The sequence below is a fragment of the Flavobacterium johnsoniae genome (genome assembly GCF_001879205.1).
Classification (GTDB): domain Bacteria; phylum Bacteroidota; class Bacteroidia; order Flavobacteriales; family Flavobacteriaceae; genus Flavobacterium; species Flavobacterium johnsoniae_A.
In genome coordinates, this window is sequence record NZ_MLFK01000009.1 from 584,338 (window position 1) to 597,916 (window position 13,579).

A 13,579-nucleotide genomic window follows, 5' to 3' on the forward strand; every position below is an offset into this window, starting at 1 on the left:
TTAAGCTGAACCTTTTTTTTTGTATATAAAAGCAAAATACTATTTATAGTGTTTGCGGTATTTTGGATATGTTATTGCCCCAATTATTGCAATTACTCCTAATGAGTACCAAATCCAGCTCAAAGAATGTGCTTCTCCGGTTGCATAAGAATGCAGACCAACTAAATGGAAGTTCACTCCGTAATAAGTAAACAAGATCGAAACAAACCCAAACATACTCATTAAGTTAAAGAACCATTTTCCTCTTAAGGCAGGAACAAAACGAGCGTGAATTATAAAAGCATAAACCATAATTGAGATTAACGCCCAAGTTTCTTTAGGATCCCATCCCCAATAACGTCCCCAGCTTTCGTTAGCCCATTGTCCTCCAAGGAAGTTACCAATTGTAAGCATAATTAAACCTATTGTTAAAGCCATTTCGTTGATATAGGTAATCTCCTTAACATTCAGGCTCATTTTGGCTTTGTTCTTTTCAGTTGTAAAGAAAATCAATAATAAAGATACAAAACCTAAAATCAGTCCAAGAGCAAAAGGACCATAACTTCCTACAATTACCGCAACGTGAATCATTAACCAATAAGAGTTAAGAACCGGTTGTAAATTTGCGATTTCAGGATCAATCCAGTTCATATATGCTGCCATCAAAATCATAGCTGTAACGAAAGCAGATGATGCAACGGTAAGCTTTGATTTTCTGTCAAAAGCCAATCCGAAGAACATGGTTGCCCATGCAACATACACAATTGATTCGTAGGCATTACTCCAGGGAGCGTGACCCGAAATATACCAGCGTCCAATTAATCCTAAAGTATGAAGCGCAAATAAAAGTCCAATAATGATGTGGAAACCATTTATGGTAATACGAAGCCATTTCTTCTCAAAAAAGATATTTACGATTGTAAAAATCAACATTAAGATTGAAGCTGTAATATACCAATATGGCAATACTTTGAAAACGTCATATTTATTATATGCAATCTCGGCATCGATTTTTTGTTCGCTTGGACGAACTTTTGCTCCAAATTTCTTTTGAAAGCCATTGATACTTTCAACCAATTGATCAGCTGTATCCCAGTTTTTAGAAATAGAAGCATTATTTAACGCACTGAAATATAATGGAAGAATCTGTTTCACATAAGTAGAATCCATTCCTTTGAAACCATTATTATCGCGTTCTAAATACGAAACCCATTTATGATTAGGATCATTAGGAACTGGGAAAATTTTCAGAATACTTCCGCTTAAGGCAGATTCCATTAAGTTTACTTTTTTATCTGTTTCGATAAAATCTTTCTCAAACTGATTTGGATTTGCTGCTTTGTAAGCTGCATCTAAATAAGGAGAAAGTTTATAATTTCCGTTAGCATCAAAAAACTGAACAAAAGGAGCACGTTTAGCATCTTTATCAACACCTATTATTTTACGAATACTATCGTTTCCTGCTCTTAAATGCACAATCGGCACCTGAATCCAAACCTGAGCATATTGTGTCATAGACAAAAATACCTGATCAGAATTCATTCCGTTATATGTATCACTTTGGCTTACTTTTCTAAGTAATTCAGAAGAAAATGTATTGACTGGTTTCATTCTTCCTCCCGCATCCTGAATAATCAAACGTCCAAATTTTGCTGCGTGAGATTCCGGAGCTTTGTAAATTGTCAATAACGAATCTAATTGTTTTTGACTTGGCGGTGCCGTAACGTGATTCGCATGATCGTTTGGATCTGCTGCATGATTATGATCGTGATCGTGCGTATGAACGTGTGGTGCCTGAGCAAAACCATTCAAACTCAAAAGTAAAACCAGAACTGTAATTAGTTTTTCTTTTTTCTTTTTCACTACTTCTAATTTTCGTTTCAAGTCGGCAAAACGAGAATGTTTGGTAAACATAATAGCCATTAAACCAAAGAACAGCATGAAATATCCCAAATAGGTTATAGAAGTCCCCCAGAAATCGTGGTTTACAGACAATACTGTTCCTTTTTCATCCGGATCAAATGAAGACTGAAAGAAACGATATCCTTTATGGTCTAATACGTGGTTCATATAAATATCTGCATCAAAAGTTTCCGTAGAATCTAAAACAGTTACTTTGCTTTCAAAAGCCGAATAACTTTTTTCTGTTCCCGGATATTTAGTAGCAATAAAATCATTCAGTTTAACTTTAAATGGTAAAACATAAGCTTTACTTCCAAAAAATAGAGAATATTCAATATTACCAATTTTAACGGTTTTAGGTTCTCCAACACTTCCTTTAGATCCCATAACCATTACTTCTTTTTCCTGACCTTCCGCTTTTACTTTTACAATTAAAGCATCTGTATGAGATTTTGCTTTGTAATCGTTATTTGATTCATAATCAATTTTTCCTTTCATGGCAGGATCTGGAAAAACGATTCTAATATCGCCAATGCTGTATAAAGAACGCATCATTAAAGGCTGTACATTATCTTTCGTAACTTTTCCTTTTAACTGATCTGCCATTCGCATAAATTCTCCTTCAAAAGGAGTCTGAATGGTATATTTTTCGCCAGTTGTATTGATGTTAATTGCACCTTCGGTAGGTTTATTTAAAGCAAATAGAACGTTGTGAATATTTTGAACTTCACCTTCTTTTAGATAATGTTCTTCACGTCCGCCTGAACCGGCTTCAACTAATTTAAGGTATAAAGCTCCGTTTGGATCTGCTTTCACTACTTCCTTCGCTCCCATTATATAATTAGAATAGGTAACTTCAAAAGGAGTCTGATCGAATTTTCCTGAAATCGAAAAATCGTTATTGGTAACGGGAGAAAGTAAAACACTTTTTTCGAAAACTCTTCGTTTCATTTCTCCTTTATATTCACCGTCAACAAAAACGGTTAAAAATGTTTTGTCTGAATAAATTTGGTTTTCTGCTGCTCCTTCGCGGATTGGCATCATTCCTTCATAACTGATATAACGTGTAATAAATGCTCCTAAAAGAATAAAAACAAAAGCAATATGAAGTAATAAAGTGGCCCATTTTTCTTTTTTAAGCAATTGATAGCGCTTAATATTTCCGAAGAAATTAAGCATAAAAATCGCCATTATCGCCTCAAACCACCAGGTATTATAAATTAAAATTCTGGCTGTATCGGTATTGTATTTACTTTCGATAAAAGTTCCAACACCCATTGCAATTGCGAATGTTAAAAAAAGAACGGCCATTAATCGTGTAGAAAACAAAAAAGAGAATATTTTTTTATCCATTATTAGGGAATTACATTGTATAAAAGTGCCACAAAAATACTTAAAAATGTTGATTAGAGATACGCGTAATTTGTTAATAAAAACCAAATATGCCCTTGTAGCAGGTAAGCCGCAGATAATACAGATTAGATATAATCGCTTTTTTACTTGAATGTTTCATATTTTATACTTAATAAAATAGATAAGTAAATAGAAATCAGTTTAATCCGTATAATATGCGGTCAAACTTCTTCCTGTATTATTCTGCTTAAAAAAATAATACTAATTTTGCCATTATGATTCGAATAACGATAATTGGTTCCGGAAATGTCGCGCAGCATTTGATAAAAGCTTTTAAAAAAAGTGAAGCTATCGAAATTGTTCAGGTTTTTTCCAGAAAAAAAGAAAATCTAACTGCGGCGATTGAATTTGATAAAATTATAGATGATTTTGCCGATATAAAGGAGTCAGATTTATATATAATTGCTGTCACAGACAACGCAATTGCAGAAGTTTCAGCACAATTGCCTTTTAACAATCAACTTGTGGCTCATACTTCGGGAACGGCTTCAATTGAAACTTTGGATAACAAAAATCGCAGAGGTGTTTTTTATCCGCTCCAAACTTTTTCTAAAAATAAAGAGGTTGATTTTTCAGTGATTCCAATTTGTGTGGAGGCAGAAAACACATTTGATTTTAGAGTTTTGGAAACCGCTGCTAAAAGCATTTCAAACTCCGTTTTCCCTATAAATTCAGAACAGAGAAAAGCGCTTCATGTGGCGGCCGTTTTTGTGAATAATTTTACCAATCATTTGTACCAGATTGGCCAGGAAATCTGCGAAGAACATCAGGTTCCTTTTGAAGTGCTAAGACCTTTAATTCAGGAAACTGCAGAAAAAATCAAAACCTTAGATCCAATCGACGCACAGACCGGCCCTGCAAAACGCCATGATTCGGTTACAACCAATGCCCATTTGGAATTTATTACAAACGAAAATCAAAAAAATATTTATAAAATACTAACACAATCTATACAGAATAATGGCAAAAAGTTATAAAGAAATGATGAACGACATTACAACATTTATTTTTGATGTTGATGGCGTACTTACAGACAGTTCCGTTTTTGTAACCACAGAAGGAGAAATTCTTCGTACAATGAATATCCGAGATGGTTATGCATTAAAAGCTGCGGTAGAAAGCGGTTACAATGTTTGTATTATTTCTGGCGGAAGCAACGAAGGCGTTCGCGTAAGACTTCGTAATTTAGGAATCGCTGATATTCATTTAGGAACTCCTGACAAAGTTAAAACATTCAAAGAGTATACTGATATTAAAGATATTAAGCCAGAACAGGTTTTATATATGGGAGACGATATTCCGGATTACCACGTAATGAAATTAGTTGGGCTGCCAGCCTGTCCGCAAGATGCAAGTCCTGAAATTAAAAACATCTGCCGTTATATTTCGCATGTAAAAGGTGGAAAAGGCGCTGCACGTGATGTTATCGAGCAGGTAATGAAAGTACAGGGAAAATGGATGGAGCATTTTAATGGACAACATGACTAGTTTATAGTCGCAGTTTGCAGTCTCAGTCTCAGTTTACAACGAATCACTAAAATATAATCTTTGTCAGAGTTTTAAACTTTGACAAAGTCTCTAAAGAAAAACCTCTGCACCTCTGCCCCTTTGAACCTTTGCAACTTAAAAAAAAATGAAATACCTAAAACTAATTCGATATAAAAACTTACTACTGCTTGCTTTTATGCAGCTTTTATTTCGTTATGCTTTTTTAAAACAACAGGATATTCCGTTGGCATTAGCCGACTGGCAGTACGGGCTTTTAGTTTTGAGCACTGTTTTACTGGCTGCCGCGGGTTATGTGATTAATAATATATATGATGTTGCTACAGATACTATAAACAAGCCTCAGGACGTGGTAATCGGCAAAGGAATTTCAGAAACAGCTGCGTTTAATATTTACATAGGACTTAACGTTACAGGAGTTGCACTTGGATTTGTTTTGGCAAATATTATTTTACGTCCAACATTTGCTTCGCTTTTTATTTTAATTGCATCGCTGCTTTATTTTTATGCCACGACGTTAAAATCAATTATGATTGTTGGGAATTTTGTTGTAGCCGCATTATTATCAATAAGCGTACTAATAATTGGTGTTTTCGATCTTTTTCCGGCCACTACTATAGAGAATAAAGCTCAGATGGCAAGTCTTTTTTCAATCCTGACAGATTACGCGCTGTTTGCTTTTATGATCAACTTTGTTCGTGAAATAGTGAAAGATATCGAGGACATGGATGGTGACTATAACCAGGGAATGAATACTTTACCAATTGCAATAGGAAAAACCAGAACTACAAAAATTGCTTTGGGATTTGCTGTAATTCCGTTTATATTATCATTGCTTTATATCAATAAATATTTTGTCGAAAATAATCTTTTCATAGTTACGTTTTATGCGTTTGCTTTTGTTTTAGCACCATTATTATACTTTATCGTAAAAATTTTTAGTGCCAAAACCAAAAAAGATTTTCATCATTTAAGTTCTATTTTAAAATTGATTTTATTGTTCGGAATCTTGTCAATATTCGTAATCAGCTTAAACATTAAATACAATGCTTAAAGACAAACTCAAAAAATACAAATTAATTCTGGCTTCGGGATCACCGCGCAGACAACAGTTTTTCAAGGATTTAGATCTTGATTTTGAAATTCGTTTAAAAGATGTTGAAGAAATTTACCCTCCGGAATTAAAGGCTGTCGAAATAACCAATTTTCTGGCACAGCTGAAAGCAGCTGCTTTTGAAGGAGAATTAAACGAAAATGAAATTTTAATAACAAGCGATACAATAGTATGGCATCAGAATAAAGCTTTAGGAAAGCCAAAAAATGCCGAAGAAGCTTTTAAAATGATCAAATCAATGTCGAATGCTACGCACGAAGTGATTACTTCTGTGTGCTTTCAAACCAATACCGCTTCTACCCTTTTACATGATATTACCAAAGTAACTTTTAAAGAATTATCAGACGAAGCTATTTTATATTACATCGAAAATTACAAACCTTACGATAAAGCAGGCGCTTACGGCATTCAGGAATGGTTTGGTTTCATGGCAGTTACAAAAGTAGAAGGTTCTTATACCAATGTTATGGGACTTCCAACAGCCAAAGTTTACGAATATTTGACTACATTAGTGTAAAAATTAAATTTATGTTTTCGTTTAAAGAATATAGCCAGGAAATTTTAACTACTATAATTCTCCTTTTAGCATTAGCAGCACTAAGAGTTATTATTGCACAATTAGTTCGCCGTTATGCTAAAACAAGTCATTTATTAGAACATCGCACCAATTTGGTTATCAAATACATTCATATTTTAATGAATATTCTGGTAACCATTAGTCTTATTGTAATCTGGGGAGTTGAAACAAAAGATATATTCATTACAGTTTCGTCAATTGCAACCGTAATTGGCGTGGCCATGTTTGCACAATGGTCTATTTTGAGCAATATTACTTCCGGAATGATTTTATTCTTTTCCTTCCCTTTTAGAATTGGAGATACAATAAAAATTCATGATAAAGATTTTCCAATAGAAGCTGAAATAGAAGACATCAGCGCTTTTCATGTAAACCTAAGAACCAAAGAAGGCGAAAAAATTATTTTTCCTAATAACCTCCTTTTGCAAAAGGGAATTTCGATTATGCCAGCACATTACGAAGAGAAAGAATTTTTTGATTAATTTTTGAATGGGAATTTTATAAAGTATACAGAAAAAGCTGGAACGTTATAATTTAATTATATTATAATATTTGCTTAACCAATTATACATTTATTAAAAATCTCACCAAAATGACCCAACCTCTAAAGTTGCCGTTTTATGCAAAACTTGCTTGTATATTAGTAAGCTTGATTTCATTTGCTTACATGTTTTGCATTGCCAAAGATATTATTACTCCCGTATTATTAGCTTTTTTATTTGCTGTTTTACTCCTTCCTATTTTTACTTTTTTAAACACAAAATTTAAGTTTCCAAGACACCTTGCCGCGATTGTTTGTGTTTTAATTTTCCTTTCATTTATAGTAGGAATTTTGGTTTTCATCTCTTATCAGGTCACCAATATGGCCAATGATTTTGATACTATAAAGAAAAATGCCAATTCTTTTATCATTGAAATTCACAAGTTTATTAGAGAAAATTTTCAGGTAAGTATTGGCGAACAGAAAAAATATCTGGATACTGTAACCAAAGATTCAGTAAAAAATGGAAATGCTACTTTAGGTTCGGCCATTATATCAATTAGCGATGTTGTGCTTGACAGTACTATTATTGTCATTTATACGTTTTTGTTCTTAATTTATAAAGAACATTTCAAACTGTTTTTAGCCAAATTAATCAATAAGGAAAACCATGCTGTTTTAAAAGATATTCTTTCTCAGATTAAAGTTTCTATCAACAATTATATTGTGAGTTTATTATCGAAATGATTGTTGTAGCTATACTGACAAGTTTAGGACTGTGGATTATTGGTATAAAATATTTTATTTTATTAGGATTGATAACCGGAATTTTAAATCTCGTTCCATACATCGGAATTTTAATTGCCGGAATTATTACGGTTTTAGCTTCTTTAACAGGATCTGCAGAAACTTCTATGCTTTTAGGGATCCTTGTAGTTAATGTTATTGTTCAATTAATTGATAATAACTTACTTGTACCTCTGATTATTAACTCAAAAGTAGAAATAAATGCATTCGTTTCTATTATGGGAATTATAGTTGGTGGTGCCGCCGCCGGAATTTCAGGAATGTTCCTTGCAATTCCGCTCCTGGCAATTCTAAAAATTATTTTTGACAGAATCGAATCACTGGAACCCTGGGGATACTTAATGGGAAATCACATGCCGAGAAGATTTACGTGGAGAGTTCGAAGAGCAAAAGTACAAGAGTAAAATAATCTGCTGATTTTTAAAATATTTGTGTTATTTATCTTAAATTCATAGAATAATCAGCCTTTAAAATAAGTTTAAAATTATCTGAATGTTACTAAATAAAAAAATAATTGTTTTTATAACCTTATGCTTTTGTTTTCAAAGCATTTGTGCCCAGACAGATAATACAAAAAAAGACAAGTCTCCCAAAAAAGACAGTACCGAGATTTATACCAAAATAAAAAATTACTCCAAAAAAAATAAGTTCACTCAAACACTTCATAAATTGCTTTTCAGGTCAAAAAGACCTAAAAAGAAAGAAATTATTGAGCCGAGTGATACAGAACGTTTCAACGGAAAAATTATCAGAAAAATAAACATTGTTACTTTAGATCCGTTTGGTTATTCTATTTCAGATACTACTGTAGCGCCCAAAAATTGGGGAGAAAGAACAGGAAACAGGCTCCATCTTAAAACAAAAAAAATTGCCATTTATAATCTTTTATTATTTAGAAGAAACACGCCCTATGACTCCTATAAAGTACAGGAAACTGAACGTTTAATTCGTGCTCAAAGATATGTTACGGCTGTTAGGATTTCTAATGAACTAGCCAGTCCGGCTTCAGATTCTGTTGATGTTACAATCAGGGTTTTAGACTCATGGAGTACAATTCCGCGGTTTTCTATATCCAGCAGCAGAGTTTCGGTTGGATTTAAAGAAAAAGACTTTTTTGGATCAGGACAACAGCTGGAATATCGATTTACCAATCGATTTGACGATGGCCGAAACGGTAATGATGTAACCTATACCGTTCCTAACATTAAAAACACCTATATCTCAACCATACTTCACTATAACAAGGACTTAGACAACAATTATACTAAAAGTATAGATATTGAAAGAGATTTCTATTCGCCTTTAACTAAATGGGCCGGCGGTGTTTATGTTGGTCAAAACTTTAGAAGAGATAGTTTACAGGCTCCGGATTTAACGTATGCATTTCAGCCTTTGAAAAATAATTTTCAGGATTTATGGGTAGGTAAAGCAACAAAAGTTTATGAAGACGACAATGAAGCCATAACAAACTTAATTACTTCTGCACGGTTTTTAAATATTAATTACAGCGAATCGCCAGATTCTTTATATGATCCAACTGATTTTTACTCGGATGAAAAACTTCTTTTAATGGGAATTGGACTTAACCGACGTAAATTTATAAAAGACAATTATATTTTTAGAAACGGGCAGACAGAAGATGTGCCGATAGGAAGAATATATGGAATTACATTCGGGTATCAATATAAAAATAGGATTTGGAGACCTTATGCAGGCGCGCAGTTTTCTTTTGGAAATTATTACCGTTTTGGATTCCTGAGTATGAATTTTGAAGCAGGAACGTATTTCTACAAGTCCAACACTTACCAAACAGCTTATTTGCTCGAATCAAATTATTTTACAAAACTATTTAATCTTGGAACCTGGAAACTGCGGCAATTCATAAACCCGAAAGTTGTCATTGGTGCCAATCATGAAGATGTAATAGGAGATCAACTGAATATAAACGAGCGAAATGGTTTAGCTGGGTTCAATAGTGCTTTGTACGGAACAAGTAAAACAGTTTTATCTCTTCAAACCCAGACTTACTCCCCTTATGCGCTCTGGGGATTCCGTTTAAATCCTTTTTTTAATTATACAATCGCATTTTTAGGAACACCGGATAGCGCTATGTTTAACAGCAAACCCTATTCAAAAATTACTTTAGGATTATTAATCAGTAATGACTACTTAGTTTTTAGTTCTTTTCAGCTGTCACTGTCTTATTATCCAAGTATTCCTTTCCAGGGAGATAATGTTTTCAAAACCAATACTTTTGAAACAACTGATTATGGTTTACAAAGTTTCGAACTTGCAAAACCAAGAACTGTTGATTATAAATAATAAAAAATATTTTGATTTTTTTTTGATTACATAAGCTGATACAAATGCTTTAAAAATCAATATTTTACAAAAGACATAACTCAAACCAAGTCGTCAAAATACATTTTTTATCCGACGAAATGCAATTGTTTTTTATTTTTGGCACGGTATATGAAAATCCTTAAACAAGATTAACATTAAAAACTTTAGAAAAGATGAAAACAATAAAAATAGCAATCGCCGGACTATTCCTTTTGATTGCAAATGCCACGCAAGCTCAGGTATCGATTAACGTTAATATAGGAAATCCGCCAGCTTGGGGACCTGCAGGATATACTGAAATGGAGTATTACTATCTCCCAGATATCGAAGCTTATTATGATGTACGTGCATCGCAATTCATCTATTTTGGAGGAGGAAGATGGGTAAGAACCACTTATTTGCCAAGACAATACAGAAACTATGATTTATATGGAGGTTACAAAGTAGTTTTAACTGATTATCACGGAAGAACTCCTTATACTTACTTCGATCGTCATAGAGTAAAATATTATAGAGGATATCATGGTCCTGCTCAAAGACCTTACAAACCAAGACCGGTTTACGGCTACAACGAACGTCGTTATGATCGCAGAGATTACAAACATTACGACAAACATGATAAACACCATGGAAAACATGACAGACACGATCATGACGACCACGATGATGATCACAGACATGGAGGTCACGGAAGAAGATAAAACAATGAGAGCGTATTAAGTTTAATACGCTCTTTTTCTATTTTAAAACTCATTCAAAGAGCTTTCAAAAATTACCATTAACATTTCATTTAAATACTGTTTCATAATTTTATTAGTATTTTTGAAGCTATTACAAAACCATTTAACTACACCATGCAAAAAATACAGGTTCAAATACTTCTTTTATTTTTTATAGGTTTTCAAATCTCATTTGCACAACAGCCGCAAAAACCAAACACAGTCGAAATTTACAATCAAATCAAGAAACTAAACTTTTTAGGTTCTGTATTGTATGTTGCCGCACATCCTGATGATGAAAATACCCGAATGATAGCTTATCTGGCTAATGAAATGAATGCAAGAACCGGTTATTTGTCATTAACACGAGGCGATGGAGGTCAAAACTTAATTGGTCCGCAATTGCGCGAATTACTTGGTGTAATTAGAACTCAGGAATTAATTGAAGCCCGTAAAATTGATGGAGGCGAACAGTTTTTTTCGCGTGCAAATGACTTTGGTTTTTCTAAAAATCCATCAGAAACATTAGAAATCTGGGATAAAGACAAAGTCCTTGCCGATGTGGTCTGGACCATAAGAAAATTTCAGCCGGACATTATTATTAATCGATTTGATCACCGTTCACCGGGAACTACACACGGTCATCATACTTCATCGGCAATGTTGAGCGTTGAAAGTTTTAAGCTTACAAATGATCCGAAAATTTATCCTGAACAATTAAAATTTGTTTCGCCATGGCAGGTAAAACGCCAGTTTTTTAACCCTTCCTGGTGGTTTTACGGAAGCCAGGAAAAATTCGACGCTGCTAATAAATCTAAATTCACAAAACTGGAAACAGGTGTTTATTATACCGGATTAGGAAAATCTAATCAGGAAATTGCCGCTTTAAGCAGAAGCCGTCATCAATCGCAAGGATTTGGAAGCACTGGTGTTCGCGGTCTTGAAACGGAATATCTGGAATTAATTAATGGCGAAACACCCAAAGACCGCGACAATTTATTTGACGGCATCGATACCAGCTGGAACCGCGTTAAAAACGGAAAACCAATTGGAGATTTGATTGCAGTAATTATCGAAAAATACAATTTCAACAATCCATCTGCAAGTATTCCGGATTTGGTAAAAGCATATACCATGATTGAAGCTTTAGAAGATGGACATTGGAAAACTTTAAAAGCAGCGGCAATAAAAAACATTATTGCTTCTTGTTCCGGTTTATATCTTGAAGCTGTTGCAAGCGAGCAGGAAGCAACTCCGGGAAGCACTATAAAATTAAGTTTAGAAGCCATTAACAGATGTGCAGTCGAAATGCAATTAGCAAGTATAACAACATTGCCAGACAACAAAACGACAATTCAAAACAGTATTTTAAAAGACAATAATGATCAAAGAATCTCTTTGCAAATGCAGCTTCCAAACAATATCGAATATACACAGCCCTATTGGTTAAAGGAAAAAGCAACTGTTGGAATGTATACAGTTTCTAATCAGGAAAACATTGGAATTCCAGATATTATTAGAGAAGCAAAAGTTGTTTTTAATGTTAAGATAAATGGAGTTGAAATTCCGTTTGAACGAACTGTTGTGTACAAGTATAATGATGGCGTAAAAGGAGAAATGTATAATTTCCTGGATATAGTTCCGGAAGTTACTACTTCTATTTTAGAGAAAGTTTTGGTTTTTAGAGATACAAAAAGCAAAATGGTGCCGGTAAAAGTTCGCGCAGGAAAAGATGACATAAAAGGAAATCTGCAATTGGAACTTCCAAAAAGCTGGACGGTTTCTCCAAAACAAATTCCGTTTTCTTTAGATAAAAAAGGAAACGAACAAATATTTTATTTTGAAGTTACACCTCCTGTAAATCCTGAGGAAGTGACTGCAAAAAGCATTGCTGTTGTAGATAATAAACGTTTTGACAGAGATCAGACTATTATTGATTTCAATCATATTACTAAACAAATGGTTTTAAAACCAGCCGAATCAAAATGCATCAGGATAGATTTAAAAACTTCGGGTGACGCTATTGCTTATATTATGGGTGCCGGCGATGAAGTTCCTGAAAGTTTAACCCAAATGGGATACAAAGTTTCTATTTTAAAACCAGAGGAAATCACACCTGAAAAACTAGACTCTTTCAGCACCGTAATAACAGGAATTCGTGCTTATAATACCGTAAATGCTTTGGCAAACAAGCAAAACATTTTATTCAATTTTGTAAAAGGCGGTAAAAATATGATTGTGCAATACAATACAAACGGAAAATTAGTAACCGATAAAATTGCCCCTTATCCATTAAAATTATCTAATGACCGTGTAACCGAAGAAAATGCAAAAGTTACCTTTTTGGCACCAAATCATCCTGTTCTAAATACGCCTAATAAAATTTCATCCAAAGATTTTGAAGGCTGGACTCAGGAACAAGGTTTATATTACCCGGACGAATACGATCCTGCCTTCACTCCTATTATTTCATCTCATGATAAAGGAGAATCTGCTAAGAATGGTGCTTTATTAGTCGCTCCGTATGGAAAAGGATACTATATTTACACGGGTTTAAGCTTTTTTAGAGAATTACCAGAAGGGGTTGCCGGTGCATACAAACTACTGTCGAATATTATTTCGCTAAAACAGCCCTTAGAAGCTCCTAAACAAGATATAAAGCAATAAATTTCGAGAAATGGAAGCAAAAAAAACAAAAAAATGGAAGAAAAGTTACACCTATGTCCTGGTTGCTAATG

11 protein-coding genes are annotated in these 13,579 nt (G+C 33.8%); 10 read left to right on the forward strand and 1 reads right to left on the reverse strand.

Annotation, left to right across the window (positions count from 1 at the left end; translation table 11 throughout):
* Positions 1 to 39: 39 nt before the first annotated feature.
* A complete protein-coding gene (gene ccsA, locus BKM63_RS18535; RefSeq protein WP_071638039.1) occupies positions 40 to 3,234 on the reverse strand; it encodes a cytochrome c biogenesis protein CcsA in 3,195 nt (1,064 codons plus the stop codon).
* Between the two features lie 275 nt (positions 3,235 to 3,509).
* Here ccsA and BKM63_RS18540 point away from each other — a divergent pair, with 275 nt between their 5' ends.
* From BKM63_RS18540 to BKM63_RS18580, 10 genes are all read left to right on the forward strand, one after another.
* The gene (locus BKM63_RS18540) at positions 3,510 to 4,271 is read left to right on the forward strand and encodes a Rossmann-like and DUF2520 domain-containing protein (protein WP_071638040.1); all 762 of its coding nucleotides are present in this window, start codon (positions 3,510 to 3,512) and stop codon (positions 4,269 to 4,271) included.
* Positions 4,255 to 4,782, forward strand: a complete 528-nt coding sequence (locus BKM63_RS18545) for a KdsC family phosphatase (protein ID WP_071638041.1) — start codon at positions 4,255 to 4,257, stop codon at positions 4,780 to 4,782. The genes BKM63_RS18540 and BKM63_RS18545 overlap by 17 nt, the downstream gene beginning before the upstream one ends.
* Before the next feature lie 145 nt (positions 4,783 to 4,927).
* On the forward strand, positions 4,928 to 5,854 hold the full coding sequence (locus BKM63_RS18550) for a geranylgeranylglycerol-phosphate geranylgeranyltransferase (RefSeq protein WP_071638042.1): 927 nt from the start codon (positions 4,928 to 4,930) through the stop codon (positions 5,852 to 5,854).
* On the forward strand, positions 5,847 to 6,431 hold the full coding sequence (locus BKM63_RS18555) for a Maf-like protein (RefSeq protein ID WP_071638043.1): 585 nt from the start codon (positions 5,847 to 5,849) through the stop codon (positions 6,429 to 6,431). The genes BKM63_RS18550 and BKM63_RS18555 overlap by 8 nt, the downstream gene beginning before the upstream one ends.
* A gap of 11 nt (positions 6,432 to 6,442) precedes the next feature.
* A complete protein-coding gene (locus BKM63_RS18560) occupies positions 6,443 to 6,973 on the forward strand; it encodes a mechanosensitive ion channel domain-containing protein (RefSeq protein WP_071638044.1) in 531 nt (176 codons plus the stop codon).
* 110 nt (positions 6,974 to 7,083) lie between these two features.
* Positions 7,084 to 7,719 (forward strand): AI-2E family transporter, encoded by a 636-nt coding sequence (locus BKM63_RS24070; protein ID WP_278248027.1) that lies wholly within the window; start codon positions 7,084 to 7,086, stop codon positions 7,717 to 7,719.
* The gene (locus BKM63_RS24075; protein WP_278248028.1) at positions 7,716 to 8,183 is read left to right on the forward strand and encodes an AI-2E family transporter; all 468 of its coding nucleotides are present in this window, start codon (positions 7,716 to 7,718) and stop codon (positions 8,181 to 8,183) included. Before BKM63_RS24070 ends, BKM63_RS24075 begins: the two co-directional genes overlap by 4 nt.
* An 88-nt stretch (positions 8,184 to 8,271) precedes the next feature.
* Positions 8,272 to 10,101, forward strand: a complete 1,830-nt coding sequence (locus BKM63_RS18570) for a hypothetical protein (protein ID WP_071638045.1) — start codon at positions 8,272 to 8,274, stop codon at positions 10,099 to 10,101.
* Between the two features lie 194 nt (positions 10,102 to 10,295).
* Entirely contained in the window at positions 10,296 to 10,823 is a 528-nt protein-coding gene (locus BKM63_RS18575; RefSeq protein WP_071638046.1) for a hypothetical protein, read from the forward strand.
* Between the two features lie 153 nt (positions 10,824 to 10,976).
* Positions 10,977 to 13,508 (forward strand): PIG-L family deacetylase, encoded by a 2,532-nt coding sequence (locus BKM63_RS18580; protein WP_071638047.1) that lies wholly within the window; start codon positions 10,977 to 10,979, stop codon positions 13,506 to 13,508.
* The last annotated feature ends 71 nt before the right edge of the window (positions 13,509 to 13,579 follow it).

Excerpts from the sequence above, each read along its gene's own strand:
- ccsA (WP_071638039.1), bottom strand. The coding sequence starts at position 3,234 with ATGGATAAAAAAATATTCTCTTTTTTGTTTTCTACACGATTAATGGCC.
- BKM63_RS18540 (WP_071638040.1), top strand. The coding sequence starts at position 3,510 with ATGATTCGAATAACGATAATTGGTTCCGGAAATGTCGCGCAGCATTTG.
- BKM63_RS18545 (WP_071638041.1), top strand. The coding sequence starts at position 4,255 with ATGGCAAAAAGTTATAAAGAAATGATGAACGACATTACAACATTTATT.
- BKM63_RS18550 (WP_071638042.1), top strand. The coding sequence starts at position 4,928 with ATGAAATACCTAAAACTAATTCGATATAAAAACTTACTACTGCTTGCT.
- BKM63_RS18555 (WP_071638043.1), top strand. The coding sequence starts at position 5,847 with ATGCTTAAAGACAAACTCAAAAAATACAAATTAATTCTGGCTTCGGGA.
- BKM63_RS18560 (WP_071638044.1), top strand. The coding sequence starts at position 6,443 with ATGTTTTCGTTTAAAGAATATAGCCAGGAAATTTTAACTACTATAATT.
- BKM63_RS24070 (WP_278248027.1), top strand. The coding sequence starts at position 7,084 with ATGACCCAACCTCTAAAGTTGCCGTTTTATGCAAAACTTGCTTGTATA.
- BKM63_RS24075 (WP_278248028.1), top strand. The coding sequence starts at position 7,716 with ATGATTGTTGTAGCTATACTGACAAGTTTAGGACTGTGGATTATTGGT.
- BKM63_RS18570 (WP_071638045.1), top strand. The coding sequence starts at position 8,272 with ATGTTACTAAATAAAAAAATAATTGTTTTTATAACCTTATGCTTTTGT.
- BKM63_RS18575 (WP_071638046.1), top strand. The coding sequence starts at position 10,296 with ATGAAAACAATAAAAATAGCAATCGCCGGACTATTCCTTTTGATTGCA.
- BKM63_RS18580 (WP_071638047.1), top strand. The coding sequence starts at position 10,977 with ATGCAAAAAATACAGGTTCAAATACTTCTTTTATTTTTTATAGGTTTT.